The 18322-nt window shown below is 39.6% G+C and carries 17 protein-coding genes; 4 read left to right on the top strand and 13 right to left on the bottom strand.

Annotated elements, in window-relative coordinates; translation table 11 throughout:
• Positions 1–1120: 1120 nt before the first annotated feature.
• A complete protein-coding gene (gene arfB / locus CXF74_RS13020) occupies positions 1121–1534 on the top strand; it encodes an alternative ribosome rescue aminoacyl-tRNA hydrolase ArfB (RefSeq protein ID WP_101082867.1) in 414 nt (137 codons plus the stop codon).
• Between the two features lie 547 nt (positions 1535–2081).
• The gene (locus tag CXF74_RS13015) at positions 2082–2444 is read left to right on the top strand and encodes a hypothetical protein (RefSeq protein ID WP_198552849.1); all 363 of its coding nucleotides are present in this window, start codon (positions 2082–2084) and stop codon (positions 2442–2444) included.
• 263 nt (positions 2445–2707) lie between these two features.
• Here CXF74_RS13015 and CXF74_RS13010 read toward each other — a convergent pair whose 3' ends face one another.
• A complete protein-coding gene (locus CXF74_RS13010) occupies positions 2708–3316 on the bottom strand; it encodes a tRNA-uridine aminocarboxypropyltransferase (RefSeq protein WP_101082865.1) in 609 nt (202 codons plus the stop codon).
• Positions 3317–3356: 40 nt separating this feature from the next.
• Between CXF74_RS13010 and rrtA the strand changes: the two genes are divergently transcribed.
• Complete coding sequence (rrtA, locus tag CXF74_RS13005; RefSeq protein ID WP_101082864.1) at positions 3357–3956, top strand: rhombosortase; 600 nt, start codon at positions 3357–3359, stop codon at positions 3954–3956.
• A 36-nt stretch (positions 3957–3992) separates the two neighbouring features.
• On the opposite strand, the gene flgL is transcribed toward rrtA, so the two are convergent.
• From flgL to flgJ, 3 genes are all read right to left on the bottom strand, one after another.
• Positions 3993–5489, bottom strand: a complete 1497-nt coding sequence (gene flgL / locus CXF74_RS13000) for a flagellar hook-associated protein FlgL (protein WP_101082863.1) — start codon at positions 5487–5489, stop codon at positions 3993–3995.
• Positions 5490–5647: 158 nt separating this feature from the next.
• A complete protein-coding gene (flgK, locus tag CXF74_RS12995; protein WP_101082862.1) occupies positions 5648–7729 on the bottom strand; it encodes a flagellar hook-associated protein FlgK in 2082 nt (693 codons plus the stop codon).
• Positions 7722–8705, bottom strand: coding sequence for a flagellar assembly peptidoglycan hydrolase FlgJ (gene flgJ, locus CXF74_RS12990; RefSeq protein WP_101082861.1), 984 nt, complete (start codon positions 8703–8705; stop codon positions 7722–7724). The genes flgK and flgJ overlap by 8 nt, the downstream gene beginning before the upstream one ends.
• Before the next feature lie 261 nt (positions 8706–8966).
• On the opposite strand from flgJ, the gene CXF74_RS12985 reads away from it, so the two are divergent.
• A complete protein-coding gene (locus CXF74_RS12985; protein WP_101082860.1) occupies positions 8967–10289 on the top strand; it encodes a Na+/H+ antiporter family protein in 1323 nt (440 codons plus the stop codon).
• Between the two features lie 380 nt (positions 10290–10669).
• On the opposite strand, the gene CXF74_RS12980 is transcribed toward CXF74_RS12985, so the two are convergent.
• The 9 genes from CXF74_RS12980 to CXF74_RS12940 all read right to left on the bottom strand — a co-directional run bounded on the left by CXF74_RS12980 (position 10670) and on the right by CXF74_RS12940 (position 18309).
• Positions 10670–11770 (bottom strand): flagellar basal body P-ring protein FlgI, encoded by a 1101-nt coding sequence (locus CXF74_RS12980; RefSeq protein ID WP_101082859.1) that lies wholly within the window; start codon positions 11768–11770, stop codon positions 10670–10672.
• Between the two features lie 28 nt (positions 11771–11798).
• Positions 11799–12482: a flagellar basal body L-ring protein FlgH gene (flgH, locus tag CXF74_RS12975; RefSeq protein ID WP_101082858.1), complete on the bottom strand. Its 684-nt coding sequence runs from the start codon at positions 12480–12482 to the stop codon at positions 11799–11801.
• Positions 12483–12493: 11 nt separating this feature from the next.
• Entirely contained in the window at positions 12494–13282 is a 789-nt protein-coding gene (gene flgG, locus CXF74_RS12970) for a flagellar basal-body rod protein FlgG (RefSeq protein WP_101082857.1), read from the bottom strand.
• A gap of 42 nt (positions 13283–13324) precedes the next feature.
• Positions 13325–14071: a flagellar basal body rod protein FlgF gene (locus CXF74_RS12965; protein ID WP_101082856.1), complete on the bottom strand. Its 747-nt coding sequence runs from the start codon at positions 14069–14071 to the stop codon at positions 13325–13327.
• Positions 14072–14246: 175 nt separating this feature from the next.
• Positions 14247–15635, bottom strand: a complete 1389-nt coding sequence (gene flgE / locus CXF74_RS12960) for a flagellar hook protein FlgE (RefSeq protein ID WP_101082855.1) — start codon at positions 15633–15635, stop codon at positions 14247–14249.
• A gap of 12 nt (positions 15636–15647) precedes the next feature.
• Positions 15648–16340, bottom strand: coding sequence for a flagellar hook assembly protein FlgD (locus tag CXF74_RS12955; protein WP_101082854.1), 693 nt, complete (start codon positions 16338–16340; stop codon positions 15648–15650).
• 10 nt (positions 16341–16350) lie between these two features.
• Positions 16351–16770 carry a flagellar basal body rod protein FlgC gene (flgC, locus tag CXF74_RS12950; protein WP_101082853.1) on the bottom strand — a complete coding sequence of 140 codons (420 nt, stop codon included), beginning with the start codon at positions 16768–16770 and terminating at the stop codon, positions 16351–16353.
• Between the two features lie 20 nt (positions 16771–16790).
• Positions 16791–17192 (bottom strand): flagellar basal body rod protein FlgB, encoded by a 402-nt coding sequence (flgB, locus tag CXF74_RS12945; protein WP_101082852.1) that lies wholly within the window; start codon positions 17190–17192, stop codon positions 16791–16793.
• 286 nt (positions 17193–17478) lie between these two features.
• Complete coding sequence (locus tag CXF74_RS12940; RefSeq protein ID WP_101082851.1) at positions 17479–18309, bottom strand: CheR family methyltransferase; 831 nt, start codon at positions 18307–18309, stop codon at positions 17479–17481.
• Between the last annotated feature and the right edge of the window lie 13 nt (positions 18310–18322).

Below are 18322 nucleotides of genomic sequence, written 5' to 3'. Positions count from 1 at the left end.
TTGCGTTGCAGTGATACATCCGTTGATGATGCAAATGTTTGAGGAGAAGACATTGTTAAGAATACCCAAGATCAAGCTTCATCTACGTTAGCATTAACAGGCACGCTTTGGCGCTCTGACTTCCCCCTATCGCGCTAGCAACATATAGCGATCCTGATAATGAAGAAATTTTAGTTACAATTAATAAACAAGAGACCAAAAACGACAGTTCTTTGCAGGATTTATTAAAAAAACATCCTTTCATATCAAGATCTGATAAAAATGAGGTTGTGATTAATTATATTATTACTCAATGGGTCAGAAAACAAACAGAATTAAGAAAGGAAAATTCGCAGGTTGCAGGATTAATCGCAGCTTTCTCTGTTGAACATGCAGAGCAGATCTTGTTAATACTTTACTGAATATTTTCAGCAATCAGCTACGATTGTTACTTACAAAGAGCAACACGCCTCAGATAAGATTAATCACTTTCACTTCAGTGATACTCAATGGATTGCTTGCGTTGAAATGATCTCTGAGGGGACTGATATCCCTAGATTACAAGTTTGCTGTCACCTAAGCAGGGTAAAAAAAGAGATCTATTTTCGACAGGTTCTAGGTCGTATTTTGAGAGTAAGTCACTCAGCAAATCAAGAAGCTTGGTTATTTACTTTAGCTGAAGAAAAATTAAGTTTTTTTGCTAATAGGATAGACCAAGAGCCAACAGACATACGGGTACTGATAGAGATCGTATGACTGACAATGACTTTTTATTCACCGGAAAGGCAATAAAAAAGCATCAACTCCAGATAAAACGGCATATGAACAAGCGATCACACTGCTTAGTGAACTTTCCATATCTAACCAATTAAGTAGTTCAGATAACCAAAACGATAACTCACCACCATTTACTTGCCTTGAAGGGGTTGGTGGGGTTAGGCAAAAACTAATAGCAACTTTTACCTGTACATAATTACTGTAGGCCGGTTTTGTAGTGGTATGGTGCGTGGCGAACTCGTCATCCTCCCTTTGCCACGACTAGATGATATATCGGAGGCCGTTTATTTGTTATCCTTAGTTCCACTGACACTCGATGGTTCATTGAGTGTTCAAAACTACTTCTGAACAAATAGGTGCCACCATGCTAGCAATCTCAAACGCCGTAATAATTGCCGATTGGGAAATTGAACTTAATGCAATCAGATCTGCAGGAAACGGAGGACAAAATGTCAATAAAGTGGCAACTGCTATTCACCTTCGTTTTGATATCAAGCGATCATCTTTACCCGCCTTCTACAAAGAAAGACTACTTAAGCTTTCTGATAGCCGCATTACCACAGAAGGTATAATCATCATAAAATCGATGCAGTTCAGAACTCAGTTGCAAAACAAAGAAGCAGCCTTGGAACGCTTAAAAGAGCTCATTTTATCAGCCATAGTTGTGCAGAAAGCTCGAAGAGCAACAAAACCAACCAAAGGATCTCAACGTCGCCGTGTCGATAGCAAAACAAAACGCGGTGCTTCGAAGGTATTGAGAAAGAAGGTGGATTTCTAGTTAGGAGAAGTGAGCTCTGTTAATCTAAAGTGGAGGGAGTTCAAAATTCTGTGTCAGGTTAATTATTGAATTTTACTTTCTAAGGTTCTTCGCACAACTCGTAATGTGAACCAGGTAGCTTGATAAGAAAACATTACAAAAGCTATGGGGTACTTTATGTTGTGGCTAAGTTATTTGAGCCACTAATTTAGAGTGAGCCAACAACTATTCTTATCTCGCTTCGTGCCCCATTATAAGCTAGAAAGCAAACTCCATTGCTCCTCAGAAACTTATAAATGAGTGACCAATGTTACTTAGCCACAACAGTAATATAACAGCAAAACATCTCGCCCACCCAATGTAAGATTGCTATTTTCCTTCATATAAATAGCCTCAATACACATGATAATCCTCCCTTAAAATAAGTATAAAAGACTCAGTACTTGGCCTGTTTTTTGCAGTGTGTTTATTAATCAGCTTCAGTTCAAAAAATTGGCAACTATTGCTCTATTTTTTGCTGCTGATGCCGATTAACTAAACTATCTAATGGTGATAATTGAGGCTATTTATGACATCCGTTCAAATGAATAATTACAATGCTAATCTTAAGCTGACGCAAGCTCAGGGAGCACAAAAGCAACCCGTTGAGGCAGAAAGTACGACTCAAAATGTATCGCCAGAAAAAAAACAGGTAAGCCTTTCTACTGAAGGAAAAGCCTTGCTTGCTGCCGAGTCAGAAAAAGCGCCATCAAAGCCAGTAGCTAATGTCTCGGAACAAGGCTTCGGCGATAAAGTAGAATCATTTGCTTATGGCGCGTTAGGCATAGATCATCCCGATGATCTTAATGAAGAGACTGACAGTAGTTACTCTGCAGGGCAGTATCTAAAAGGGGCACTTTCTGTTGGTGCGTTATTATTAGCTGTTGTTTAAGGCTAGTTATACCAAACAAATTTAATATGTCATTAGCCTTGCTAGTTAAAAAAACACTATCTGCATTATGTATAGTGGCATAGTTAATTCCCCCCTATTTTAGGAAATATTAGTAAAAACATTCTAATACGCTTTTCGCCTCAGAAGCGAAGCCAAAAACGCCCCCATTATAATCGGCAATTTCAACGCCGTTGGAGATTTTAAGTGGCACTGTTAATACTTTCTTTATGTAATCTTTTAATTTATCTAATCTTTTAATTTATCTAATCTTTTAGCTTATCAACATAATGTCGTTGGTATATTTCAGCTGGCATTTGAGCTATTTGATAATCGATCATATATTCAAAACTTTTTAGTAACGGCATAAATTTTTCAGTGTTATTTTCTAGTTGTGATAACAAATAAAATCCTGCCTCAACAGTTGAAAATCCATCTTCTCGAGGTGATTTTCGTATGCGATAGTTACTTTTGCTCGTGATATTAATCGAGACTTTAGGCAGCGCTTGTAAAAAATCATTACTCATTAATAATTTATACGCTTTTTTCCAACTGCCATCGAGCAAAATAAACTGACTCTCTTTATTAAAACCCGTGACCTCAGTTAAAGACGCCGCGGGGATGGCATCTTCGCTAGGAAATAGCAGGTAGCAATTCTGTATATCAAAATCCTGCTCATTAAACACTTCACCAATAGTAAGTTGTACATTATTTAAAGAGAGCTTTAAAATGCGCGCAGTGCCTAACGCTTTTTTTTCTTCGCTGGGATCTTGTAATATATGTAAGTGGTGCACATTATCAATCGATTTTATGGTGCTACAGATACAAGCAGAGCTCGCTTTTAAACAATTTGGGCAGAGTGCTCTCTTGACCATAACAACACCTTATTTCTCGTTAAATATGAAAAGGAAGACCATGCCCTCGCTTTTAATTGAAACCACTCTATTGGTGATAATCTCACTGACTGTCTACTTTTTTGAGCCCTTGAGTGGTGACTGGCTCGCATATTACCACACCGGCATTAAGCAATTCGAGTTTTGGCGTTTAATAACGGCGACTTTTTGCCACACTAATATTAATCACCTTGCCATGAACTTATTAGGCCTGATGGTTATATTAGGATTATTCCTTGATACCTTTAAAAAAACATCTCTGATGCCTTTAACTATTTTTAGTAGTGTATTTATTGGTTTATCACTGTTTATATTAGAGCCTGATGTCATTTGGTATGTTGGTTTTTCAGGTGTATTACATAGCTTGTTTAGTTATGGCGTGGCGTCTGAACTTTATCAAAAAAGTAAATGGGGGGTGGGATTAGCAATAGGCCTTATGGGTAAAATCGGTTATGAACAATTTTTTGGCGCACAGCAAAGTACCATCGATCTTATCGGGGCACCTGTTTTAGTCAACGCACATTTATATGGCGTTATTGCCGGTGTTATTTTTTACTCTGTGGTATTACTTAAGCAAAAAAAAAACATCACTATAAAAGCGGAAAAATATGGCCACGATTAACAACATAGGTTTAAAGCGTAAGTTTAAACCATAGGTTTAAAGCATTTTAAACAAGCTTAATGATTGCAGTTGCATAAATGTTTGCTGAGACACTTCTAATTGGCTCATTTGTAATTTGAATTGACTAATTGCAGCTGCCATATCTAAATCTTCCAAACCAGAAAGCGTTTTCTGATTGGTGAGGTTAAAGTCTAATGACGATTCTCGTTGATTCACAATAGTACGCGTACGTGAGCCGACCGACGTATGCACTTTAGTCACATTACTAATTGCATTATCAATTTGTAAATGTGCCATTTCCAGACCCATTGTACGCTGTGCTTTTGCAGGGCCATCTTCACCCGGTATTCTTAACAGATCGATGGTATATTGAATGGTCGAAAATATATCTTTTTCACCACTTTGACGCAAAGTGAAGTTATCTAAATGTTCTACATTACCTTTAATGGTTGTTTTAATACCATTAAATTCAATTGATTGCCCTTCTTTGTATACAGTAGGCTCAACATAGTTGGTCATTGAATAAGTATCGGTAGTAGCAGGAATCCCATCAACTTCGATAGAAATACCATTAATAGCAAATGATGCAGCTGGCGTAGTAACCACCGTACTATCATAAACAGCAGGCACCGTTGCGACACCACCAATGGTGACGTTAAACTGTCCTGATAAAGGAGCGGTTTCGGTAAAGACAACATCCGCACTACTACCCACAGTCCCGACGGGGAAAGTGGCGTTTGTTGGATCAACAGATGATACTTTTACATTAGCATTACCCGTGACAGCAGTATCATCTAAGCCGTAAACAGAATACTCAGGATCTGCGCCAGGGGTAGGCTCAGAGATTGAAATCGTATAATCTTGCTCTACAAAATCTTTTGCTGCTTTTTGATCGATCACCGAAGCAGAATCAATGACACCTGAACCTGTATTAGCGAGGTTACCCTCAGAAACAAAGGTACCATTACCTTCTGCAATTTTAGTAAATACCGTAGAACCCGCGTCATTACCTTCGACTAATACTCCAGGTCCTACTCGATAGGATTTACTGCCATCATCACCGTGATAGTCAACGGTACCAAATTCATTTTTTTGAAAGGGCTGGGTATCAACCTGATAACCAGAGAAAATATATTGGCTATTACCATCTTTAGTATTTGCAACGCCGACAAGTTCATCTAATAAACCTTCGAGTTCCGTAGCCAGTACGTCACGATTATCTTCACTATTAGTATCATTACCGGCCTTCACCGTTAATTCACGTACGCGCTGTAGAATATTTGTCACTTGGCTTAAAGAGATGCCTTCAAGAGAGTTGGCACTTTCTGCAGCATCACCATTTTTTATATATTGCTCACCCACACTCACATCTTGCTTCAAACGCTGAATAGTCGAGATTGCAACGGCATCATCCGAACCATGAATAACACGTTTCTGTGTTGATAGATGGATGTTTTGCTGACTTAGCTTACTTTGGTGCCCTTGCATGCTATCAACATTTCGCTGGTAAAACATTTGGGTAGAAATACGCATAATTGCCTCTCTTAAGACTTATTCGAGCTTATGACTCAACTAAAGTAATAAATGCAAAAATCATTCCAATTATTGCGATTAATAAAGATAGTTTTAGGGGGCTAGTGAATCGCGGGTAATAAGCAATAAGTAGTTATTAAAGAATAAAACCACTTACTTTATCGGGAAGCTTGCAGAATGGTGTCGAATAACTCAGTGGCAACAGAGATAACACGAGCAGCTGCACTATAATGCTGTTGGTATTGTAAAAGGTTAGCCGCTTCTTCATCCATATTGACACCACTCATTGCTTGAATGCGATCAAATGATTGTCTTTGAAGAATCGCACTGGACTCCATTGATACTTCAGCATTGGCTGTTTTTGCCCCGATTTCCGATAACATGCCACTATAAACATCCGAAAAAGTCGCTTTTCCATCATTCATTATTTTCTGTGTTTGAAGATCCGCCATTTTCATAATGTTACGGCTATCACCATCAGCCGTTTCATTATAATTAAGCGTGAATTGGTCACCTGCAGCAGGCGAGCCTTTAATCATTTCAACGTCAATATCCGCTAGATTAAAGGTTACTTTTCCTGTTAACGGATCCGGTGTTAGTGTTAAGCCAGAAAGTGGAGCACCCACCGCTTTTGCCGGTACATAGTTATTTGCAGAGCCAGCCGGTAAAGTCACCGCCGTGCCATTTTTATCTAAAATGCTATAGGTAATTTCACCTGTTGCCGGATTAACCGCAGTGATATCAATCGTTAATGGGTTATCTTTGTCCATGTACAGTGGATCTAATGGGTTATTAATAGATTTAGTACGTAATTCTGCCGTCCCTGTATTTGCATCTCCTGACACTGTTTTAATTTCAGCATCGGCAGCTGCTATTTTAGAGGGATCTTTATGCTGTAAGCTGGCATCGTGAGCAGCTAAACGTGTTGGACGTAATGTAAATGTTTTACCTACTTGTGGTGGATCTAATGCTGTAATTGCATCAATACCGATGCTGATACCAGAATTAGGGATTTCTATACGGCTATCTTGGCCTAAATTAGAAGCCGTGAGACCCGTATGCATCTCACCGGTTGCGCGATTGGTAGAGCTGAATGAGATTGTTTCAGGTGGACCAACAGCATAAGCCTCAACCACTAGTTCAAAATCATCGGGTGTTAACGCACCTAAATCATCAATACGTACACTAAGTTGTGCGCTACCTAAACCATCATCATGAGCAAGTACACGGTTTCTCATTGAGAGCAGCGAGTTCACATCATTAAAAAGATCTTCACCTATTTTTCCTTCCAGTGTCATACCTTCTTTTTGTTGCTCATTAATAGAATGTGTTAAACCAATAATGCTTTGACCTAACTGGTTAAAAGCACGCTCTAAGTCATTATTACGTATACCAAACATCGCAGAAATTTTTCCGCCTAAACGCTCTCCGCTAATTAATGCCATATTGCCATCAATATTAAATGCTAATTCTTTACGAGATGGATCCGGGTCGCCATTAACGGCAATCATCTCTAATGATGTGCCTCCCATAACCAGTGATTGCCCGCTACCAATATAAACATTGACCATGCCGTTATCTGCCGGCACCACTGAAACGTCAACATATTGACTTAATTCAGTAATCGCTTGATCACGTTTATCCAATAAGTCATTGGCATTACTCTGCCCGCCATTGCCTAATACAATCGAGATTTGTTTATTCAAATTAGCCAGGTTATCTGCCAACGTGGTAACCGTTTTAGCGGTATTAACGATATCGTTATTAATGCCCGTGTACTGAATTTCTAAGTTGTCATATAAACGATTGTATTGATTAACCATATTACCCGCAGACTCAAGGAATACCGTACGAGACTCAAGCATATTAGGTTTATTTACCACGCCATTCATTGATTCAAAGGTTTGTAATACCGGCTTGATGACAGAGGTACTTTCATCAGAAAGTAACATATCCATTTGGCTAGATTGCTGAAAAACTTCTTTTGTATAGCTTGCTTGAGAAGTGTTTAGAATGTTCTCTGTAAATGCGAATTTATCATAAGCACGCTCAACACCCTCAACAATAGAACCACGTCCAATAAAATAATTACCAAAGCGATCTGCCCCACCCGATACGACTTCAGCGGATTGGCGAGAATAACCTTCGGTATTAATATTGGCAATATTATGACCCGTTGTATTTAGCTTTGCCTGGGATGAGTAGATACCAGATAAACCAATTTGAAATAGATCAGCCATTTGATTCTCCTTCAGCCACGGCCGCTTTAAACGACTCGTTATTCATTATCTGTTTAATCTTGTCAGCATATTGAGGATCCGTTGCATAACCCGCTTTTTGCAGCTCTTCTACGTAGCGACCCGCATCAGTTCCCTGATCCAGTGCCTCTTTGTAGCGTTGATTAGTGGTAATAAATTTTCCGTAATCAGTAAAGCTTTGTGCATAGTCTTGGTACGCTCTAAAATCAGAACGACGTTTAATGCCAATGCCATCTTCGACTTCAAGGCTATCTTTAGCGACTTTGTCACCCTGCCAATCTTTGTGCGCTTTAATGTTAAACAGATTAAAACTACTTTGGTTATCAGACCCATTAATAATCTTTTTACCCCAGCCTGTTTCAAGTGCAGACTGAGCAACTAATGCGGCCGGTGAAATGCCTAATGTTTTTGCCACTTTTTTGGCATAGGGCATTAGTGTCTCAATGAAGGACTTTTGATCGGTAAAAGGTTTAGCATCATTCGTTGATTGCTTGGTTTTATCAAAAACCATGACTGATGGCTGTGTTTGGTCTGGTTTATTAAGATCAACGGGAGGCAGGGTTTTATTAATGTCCATCATTTTCCCTTTGTCACTATTAGGCATAAGCAGTTTATCTTCTGGTACACCTTGAGGACGAGAAATAGACATAGGGTCAAGCTGACGAACAAGCGCATCGGCTAAACCAAGTGAGCCGTGGCGACTGATATCAAGCGCGAGTTGCTTGTCTTGCATATCGGTATAAAATTTAGTGTCTTTGTTATTAAACGGGCTATCTGTTTCAAAGGCTTCATTCGCTTGGCGCATTGATTTAATTAACATAGATGCAAACATTGACTCAAACTGATTAGCCACTTCACGAATCGATTCTTTACTATTACCCTGCGCTTTTTGACGCAGTTGATCTAACCCTTGTAGATCAAAGTAATTGCTCGGTTGTGTAACTACATTATTCGCCATATCTAGCTCCGTTTAACTCATTTTTTATGCTCCTTTTAAATAAAGCAATAATAGTGCCACAATGGTAAGTAGTCAGTAATTAGCGGTCAGCTAACAGTAAAAAGAAAGCCCTGCGATATCTTCATAGAGCAGTTTTTTTATAAGGGGCTATAAGGGAGTAAAAACGAGGATAACAAGGGAACTAAATAGGATTTTATTAAAGTTGATAAACGGGTCTACTCACGTAAAATGCCCCTTTAAATTTTATCGGGAAAAATGAATATGAATCCAGTTTTACTCGCAGTCTGTTTGATGCTCGTTTTATCAGTCATGCGTGTCAATGTAGTGGTTGCATTAACACTCAGCGCATTAGTCGGAGGTTTGAGTGCAGGATTATCACTGGCAGATACTGTCAGCGCATTTGAAGGTGGTCTTGGTGGCGGTGCAACCATTGCACTTAGTTATGCCATGCTCGGTGCATTTGCCGTCGCGATCTCTAAATCAGGCATTACTGATTTATTAGCGCAAACCGTTATCAAGCGTTTACACGGTAATAATGCAGATAAGCTATCAACAACGATAAAATATGGTGTGTTAACCAGTATTTTATTAATCGCTATCTCTTCGCAAAATATTATTCCTGTTCATATCGCGTTTATTCCTATTTTAATTCCGCCTTTATTAGCTGTTTTTGCCAAACTTCGTATGGACAGACGTTTAGTGGCCTGCGTATTAACCTTTGGTTTAATCACACCCTACATGGTCTTGCCTATTGGTTTCGGTGGTATTTTCTTACACAATATCCTGCTTAAAAACTTGCATGATAACGGCCTTGAAGCAACAGCTGCACAAGTGCCAGTCGCAATGATACTACCCGCACTTGGCATGCTTACAGGTTTATTGATTGCGGTATTTATCAGTTACCGTAAACCGCGCGATTACGCAGTGGTTGAGCAAGAGGAAGTTAAGCCTGAACTGAAAACGCTTAATAAACGCCATATTCTTGTTGCCGGTATTGCCATTGTCGCAACCTTAAGCACGCAGCTCTATTCAGGTTCAATGATCATTGGCGCACTCGCCGGTTTTGTTGTGTTTACAGTAGGTGGCGTGATTGCCTGGAAAGAAACACATGATGTATTCACTAAAGGTGTACACATGATGGCGATGATCGGGTTTATTATGATAGCTGCTGCTGGTTTTGCAGCTGTGATGAAATCAACTGGCGGTGTTGAAACATTGGTTTCATATTTAAGCATCAGTATCGGTGATAACAAAGCATTAGCCGCATTATTAATGTTAATCATCGGTTTATTAGTCACTATGGGTATTGGTTCATCATTCTCGACGATTCCCATCATTGCGACGATTTACGTTCCTTTAGCTATAGCGTTTGGTTTCTCTCCTATGGCAACTATTGCCTTAGTGGGTACAGCAGCAGCCTTGGGTGATGCCGGTTCTCCAGCTTCCGATTCAACCTTAGGGCCAACATCGGGCTTGAATAGTGATGGAAAACACGACCATATTAGAGATACTGTTATCCCGACCTTCATTCACTACAACTTACCATTGATTATATTTGGTTGGATTGCAGCGATGAGCTTATAAATAGAAGCCGTTAGTTATCAGTAAAAAGCTGTTAGTTATTAGCTGTCAGCTATCAGTTAAAAGAAAGCCCCGCTTTATCTACATAGAGCGGGGCTTTTTGTAAAGAAGCTGTCAGTTATTAGCTGTCAGCTTTCAGTTAATAAAAAGCTGTTAGTTATTAGCTGTCAGCTTTCAGTTAATAAAAAGCTGTCAGTTATTCGCTGTCAGCTTTCAGTGAATAAAAAGCTGTTAGTTATTAGCTGCCAGCTTTCAGTTAAAAGAAAGCCCCGCTTTATCTACATAGAGCGGGGCTTTTTGTAAAGAAGCTGTCAGTTATTAGCTAGAGGATAACCTTTTGGTGTTAACTGACAGCTGACGGCTGATAGCTAACAACTGCCCTCCTATATAATGATCAATTCACCCTGCAATGCGCCGGCTTGTTTTAGCGCTTCGAGTATTGCCATTAAATCACCAGGAGCAAGGCCGACTTCATTAACCGCTCGTACTAAGTCATTGAGACTAACACCCGTATCAAATTTAAACATACGGCTGTCTTCTTGAGTAATATTGATTGTGCTGTTATCAACAACCTCAGTATCGCCACCCGCAAAGGCATTAGGTTGTGAAACCTCTTTGTTCTCACTCACCGTCACACTGATACCACCATGGGTTATCGCGGTCGGTAATAACTTAACATCTTGGCCAACCACAATGGTGCCTGTCCGTGAATTAACAATAATTTTTGCATTACTACGAGCAGGTTCAAAAGTCAGGTTTTCTAGCGTTGATAAATACGATACTCGCTGTGAAACATCACGAGGCGCTAACACTCGAATTGAAGTGGCATCTAATAATGAAGCCGTATTTGGCCCTACTAAGTTATTAATGGTATCTGCCAAACGTTTGGCGGTTGTAAAATCAGACTGATGTAAATTAAAAGTAATGCTATCACCCTGTGAGAAAGGAGAAACAACTTCTCGCTCCACAATCGCACCGTTTGATATACGTCCAACCGTCGGGGTATTAATCACAACTTTCGAACCATCAGCGCCTTCTGCGCCTAGACCGCCAACGACTAAACTACCTTGTGCAAGTGCGTAAACCTTGCCATCCACACCTTTTAAGAAGGTTTGTAATAACTCACCACCCCGTAAGCTTTTAGCTTCACCAATGGCTGACACTGTGATGTCAATTCTCTGACCACGCTTAGTAAACGCTTTTAGTTCTGCTGTAATCGCCACTGGCGCTACATTTTTAATTTTTAATTTCTGACCTGCCGGCATGTTAATGCCAAAATTACGTAACATAGTTGCAAAAGCTTGCTCAGCAAACTTACTGCTTTTTTCACCGGTACCCGGTAAACCAACCACTAACCCGTAACCCACTAATTGGTTACTACGTACCCCTTGCACACTGGCAACATCTTTAATGCGAGCACTAAAAGAGCTTGTCGAAAAGCTAATAATTAATAGGCTAGCTAAGATTTTTTTAAATAAATTCATGATTCACTCCTTAAGTTAGATATTGCCACTAAATAGGCCAGTAAGGGCCGCTGAAAAAGGAAGTTAACCAACCTTGTCGTTGGGTATTCGCAAAGTCCCCTGTACCACCATACTCAATACGCGCATTTGCCACACGCATCGATGAAACAGAGTTATCAGCACTCACATCCTCAGAGCGAATAACCCCTTTAATACGCACATATTCATCGCCGTTATTAAGCATCAACCATTTTTCACCACGAATAACTAAATTGCCATTACTTAATACACGTATCACATTAACCGTTATGCTACCTTGCAAGTTATTACTTTGGTCTGCGTCTGCATCCCCCTCAAACTTACTTTTTTGACCAATACCAATACCAATACCCGATAATGATAATGGATTAGTACCGCTTCCAGGCAATGTCATTTGATCAATATCTAAGTTGTAACTATTTTTCTTTTCTTGGCTACTGCCCGCTTTTTTACTTGCAGAGGTCGACTCTTGTAAATAAACGGTAATAATATCGCCAACACGATGTGCTTTAATATCAGAATAGAGATTGTTAGAGTAACTTGCTTGGAACAGTGAGCCACTATTCACGACATCAACACCGGGTTCAATTGGCTCAACAGGTGCATATTCAGGATCATTTTTAGCTTCTACATTCGGTAGTGACGTACAACCAGACAATACCGTTAAACCTAACAAAAGTATTAATTTAATCATAAATCCTCCGTCTATAACTGTTGGCTAACGTACGAGAGCATTTCATCAACGGCAGAGATAACTTTAGAGTTCATCTCATAAACACGCTGACTTTCAATAAGATTTACCAGTTCTTCGGTTACATTTACATTAGAGGTCTCTAACATCCCTTGGCGTAAGAAACCCATGCCATCTGCACCGGGTACGCCTTGAAGAGGTGCCCCACTGGCGCCCGTTTCAGTGTAAAGATTTTCACCCATTGGCTCTAAACCAGAGGGGTTAACAAAGTCATTCACATTAAGCTGACCAACAACTTGATTGTTCGCTTGGCCATTAATACGCACAGAAACTTCACCTTCAGCGCCAATACTAATTGATTGTGCGTCATTCGGTATTTGGACTTGGGGTACTAGCGGATAACCCGAACCAGGTGTCACGATAATGCCTTCTTCATTTAACTGAAATTGGCCATTACGAGTATATCCAGAACTACCATCGGGTAATTCAATTTCAAAAAAACCACGACCTTCAACCATGACATCTAACGAGTTATTGGTGGTAAGTACATTACCTTGAGAGAAGTTTTTTTGTACTGCAACTACCTTCGCACCCGAACCAATCATTAACCCTGATGGAAGCTTCGTATTTTGTGTTGCATTCGCACCCGGCTGGTTGATATTTTGATACAACAAATCTTCGAAGACTGCACGACTCTTTTTAAAACCAACGGTACTCGCATTCGCTAAGTTATTAGAAATGGTTGCTACATTAGTTTGTTGGGCATCTAACCCTGTTTTACTTATCCATAAAGCGGGATGCATAAATTACTCCTTAGATTTGTTAAAATAAAAATAGATGTGTTATTACACAACACGCAATAAAGATTCAGAACTTTTGTCTATCTCTTCAGCATTTTTCATCATTTTTATCTGCATTTCAAAATGTCGTTGCAAGTTAATTAAACTGGTTAACTCACTACTTAAATTTACGTTAGACGCTTCTAGCGTGCCACTTTGTATACGTACGGTATTGTCTTGCTCTGCATCTAAACCATCAATACGTCTGAATAGACCGTCTTCACCACGCATCAGACCTTTAACATCTGGGTTGACTAACTTCAGCTGCGCAATATCTTCCATTCCATCGGCAGGAGCTCCTTCAGGACGCACTTCTAACATGCCATCTTGACGAATACTGAATTTTTCAACGGGTAATTGGATAAAAATAGGTGCGCCTTTAGTATCAAGCACTTGGCTACCATTATTATCAACCAAAAAACCATCCTGACTAATATTAAGTCCACCAGAACGCGTTAACCCTTCTCCACCAAGATCAGATTTAACAACAAACCAGCCATCACCCTGTATTGATATATCAAGATCACGACCAGTTGTTTGCATTATGCCACTTTCGAAGTTTTGACCAGGCTCTTCCGTTACCGAGAAAACCCGTGATGGTTGACCAGGGCCATAAATTTGCATACTGCGCGCTTGCTCAAAACTTGCTTTAAAAGCGGTTTTATTGGCGTTAGCTAGGTTATTCGAATGAATAGCTAAAGCATTCATACTCTCTTTGGCACCTGACATTGAGATATACAGAAACTTGTCCATTTACATTCCTTAACCGAGCGAAGCCGATATGCTTTTAATTAATCATTTAGATGAATATACGTTACTTATATACAACCAAAAGCAAAATCTATGCCAATAGATATTTATAGAGAATTTAAAACAAAAAACGCACCTAAAAAGGTGCGTTTTGATGGAATAAGCGTAAAAAGAAAGCTTATCTAATCTGTAGGATTGTTTGTTGCAGAGTATTATTAATTTCTAATGCACGCGAGTTAGCTTGGAAATTACGTTGTGCAGTAATTAGGTCGACCAATTCTGTCGTTAAATTGACGTTTGATTGCTCAAGCGCGGCAGATTTTATAGAACCAAATGAACCAGAAGCAGCTTCACCTGCAATAGGCTCACCAGAGTTTTGTGATGCGATCCAATTTGAACCTGTTTGTGCTAAACCTTGCTCATTACGAAAACGTACAATGGCAACACGTGATAAAGGTTGTGCAGTACCGTTACTATAAGAGGCTTTAACTAGGCCATCTGGGCCAATTTCAACACCCGTCAATCGGCCTACCGTTAATCCGTTTTGATCTAATGCGGTCACTTCAAATGCTGAAGAAAACTGAGTCGGCTCATTGAATTTTAATGTAAAAGCTTGTGTGCCGTCTGCACCAGGGTCAAGCACACCAGCTCCAGGCGTACCGAGAGGCGCAAAATTTAGTGCAGCTGGCGTACTAGACGTAAACGCACCAACTGAGTCAAAAGTTAATATCGCACCAGTTCGTGTCACACCATTTTTATCAACATAAGTGGCAGGTGAAGTAGCAGTACCATCTGGAGCAAGACCATAATTAGATGCAGCAGGAGCACCAGGGGCAGGCAATGCAGCAGGATTCCATGAATCAACAGGTTTATTACCAACCGTTACAAAAGTGACCCATTGGTTAACACCGGTATAGGAAGCATTATCAGGTTTGATATAATAAGTGGTAGTAATGTGCGCCTTACCTAATGAATCATAAATAGTTACCGCGGTTGCTTTAGTATAAGTATCAGGATCACCGGGATTAAAGTTTGCAGGATCTAATGTTGGTGCATCAGCCGGTAAGTTTAATGTAATGCCTATTTCATCGGTCATTACCGGTGTACCAGCTGTTTCAGGTATTAGAATCGGGCTTGTAGTACTCAAACTAACAGAAGAAGAGGTTCCATCAGGATTAACAGGAAATGCTTGCAGATAATTACCGTTGTTATCAACAATAAAATTTTCATTATTAAGCTTAAAGGTACCGGCTCGTGTATAACTTAAACTACGATCTTCTAAATTACCTGCCGTTGCAAAAAATCCACTACCCGTAATCGCTAAATCCAATGGGTTTTGTGTGAATTTCAAGCTACCTTGATGAAACTGTTGTGCAACAGCGGCAACAGATGCACCATCGCCCGTCTTAGTTTTACTATTAGAAAACAAAGAACTGGCATAAACACTTTCAAATTCAGCACGCGACTCTTTAAAGCCCACCGTGCCAACGTTGGCAATATTATTCGCCGTTGAATCTAAATCTGTTTGCGCAGCCGCGATTCCACTTAATGCAACATTAAAAGACATAATATTTTCCTCTTATTTGTTTTCTGCAACTTCAATTGCATCTGAAAGCTTAATTCCACCTAAACCCTGTAGGTTTAGATTTACGCCCGCTTGCCCCCCCCCTAAACTCACACTTTCTACGTGTGCGTAGGTAGCAACCGTTAATTCTTCACCTTTATTATTTACCGTACCGTTCGCTTTTAAGGTGTAATTGTCTTCAGGTAAACGTTTGTCGTCTTTATCAAGGCCATCCCAAGAAAAACGTTTATTACCCGCACCAATATCACCAAGGCTAATCTTACGTACCACCACGCCGGCACTATTCTCAACGGTTACCATGGTATTATAAGCCCCCGTTTTAGTATTAATTGATCCTGATAAATCACCAGTTTCCGCTAAATAACCTTCATTGCTTGGAATCAAAACTTTTTTCCCAACCAGTGAAGATGCCTCTAACGCTTGGCTTGAACTTAATACTTCTTTCATGCCTGCAAATTCAGTGCCCATAGTCGTGATACCTTCAGCAGTGGTAAATGACGCCATTTGAGCAATCATCTCTGAGTTATCTACCGGTTTGAATGGGTCTTGATACGCCAATTGTTGCGAAAGCAATGCAAAGAAATCTTCTTGTTGTAATTGTTGTTTTGCATCAACCTTTTTATTAGCTGCAACTTGTTCAGCTGTCAGCGGCGTATTAAGGTTTAACATCGAATTAATTGCTGTCATGTATTACCCCTTAGCTTTTGCCCATTTGTAACGTGCGGCTTAACATCTGCTTTGCTGCATCTGCAATTTGTACATTCGTTTGGTAAGAGCGTGATGCGCTGATCATATTTGCCATCTCTTCCATTACATTAACGTTAGAATGGTAAATAAAACCATTTTCATCTGACTTAGGATGATTGGGTGCATATTCCTGATTAAGAGGCGCAGCACTTTCCACAATACCTTGAACTTTAACGCCGACACTACTGCCTAAACTACCTTTTGCACGATTAAGTTCAGCGGCAAAAACAGGGTGACGCGCTTTATATGTTTCTTCACGGTTACTGCTTACACTGTTTGCATTTGCTAAATTACTGGCAGTAGTATTTAAACGAAGAGATTGCGCACTCATGCCTGTTGCAGAAACATCTAATACTCTTAATAAACTCATAACTATTCTCCTCGTTCCAACTATTGGCCTTTAATCGCTTTGCGAAGACCTGAAATTTTACTATTCAAAAAATCTAAACTTGCTTGATACTCTAAACTATTCTTCATAAACAGGTTACGTTCAACCTCTGTATCAACCGTATTACCATCACCTGTATCGACCTGGTTCGCAACACGATATAGCTCGCCTGATTTTGCCATTGAAAATGATTGAGCAAATTTATGACTCTCATGAGTGCGGTCTAAAAAAACACCCGATCTTGTTTTGGCATTTTGTAGCGCATCTTTAAAATTAATATCGCGGGCTTTATAACCAGGCGTATCCGCATTGGCAATGTTTCCTGCTAAAACTTCAGTTCTGCGAGAGCGAACTCCCACTGTGTGCTGATGGATACCAAATGCTTTTTCAAAGTTAATCGCCATAAATTTCTCCTATATATAACTACAATGCAAAACATGTGCCAAAAACATAAATACGGGGTAATTTAAGTAAATATATGGCTATTAACCTTCTCACAGCATAAAGCGGCGGCATGAATTGCAGTATTAACCGCTATCAGTGATGTAAAATGATATTTAACGAGGGTGGTTATAAAAAAGCGTGTTCTGTGGGCATCTATGGGTAGTAGTCTGAATAAAAGGAGAAGTAATGAGGAGTTGTATTAGGGGCAATAATTGCCTCTTTTAATAAAAAGAGGCAATTACAAGTTTAGCTTTTAAGTTTATAGACAATACCAGGATTACAACGAACCATATCGAACTTGTCCGTTAGGCCCGTTAGGGATTCTGAAGCCCCTAGAATCAAGTAACCGCCGGGGTTTAAGGCACCAGCAAACTGATTTAAAATACGAGATTTAACATCACTAGAAAAATAGATTAAAACATTACGGCAAAAAATAATGTCAAATTTCCCCAGCCCCGCATAACTATCTAATAAGTTGAAGTTTCTGAAGCTGGTCAGTTTTTTGACTTCTGGTTTAATTTGCATTTTTCCAGAACCATCATTGACACTATTAAAAAATAGTCGTTTACGATCGTCAGCTAAACCACGTGATAAAGCGAGTGTATCGTAAGTACCATTTTTACATTGCTCAAGCATTGTATTAGAAATATCAGTACCAATAATCTGTACGTTCATACCTAATACTGCTTTTTGTTTTTGATACTCTAACGACGTCATTGCAATAGAATATGCTTCTTGGCCTGACGAACTGGCTGCAGACCACAGCTTAATGCTTTTTTTCTTCTCTAAGATTTCAGGATAAATTTTCTTCGCAAGTAATTCAAAAGGATATTTATCACGAAACCATAAAGTTTCATTAGTTGTCATCGCATCAATCACAGCAGTTCTTAATTCTCTATTTTTATAACTCATTGATTGCTGTATAAGATCAGAGAGTTTCTCAATAGAAAACTGAGTCATTAGAGGAATTAAGCGACTTTTTACTAAGTATTGCTTATTTTCCCCTAGCACAATGCCACACTGTACTTCTAAGAAGTCAGAGAATTGCTTATATATGTCGTCCGAAAGTGCTCTCACTGATAATTTCTCA

It is taken from the genome of Psychromonas sp. Urea-02u-13 (genome assembly GCF_002835995.1).
Taxonomy (GTDB): domain Bacteria; phylum Pseudomonadota; class Gammaproteobacteria; order Enterobacterales; family Psychromonadaceae; genus Psychromonas.
The sequence above is the reverse complement of the archived record's forward strand: the minus strand, read 5'-3'. Positions and strand labels throughout refer to the sequence as shown.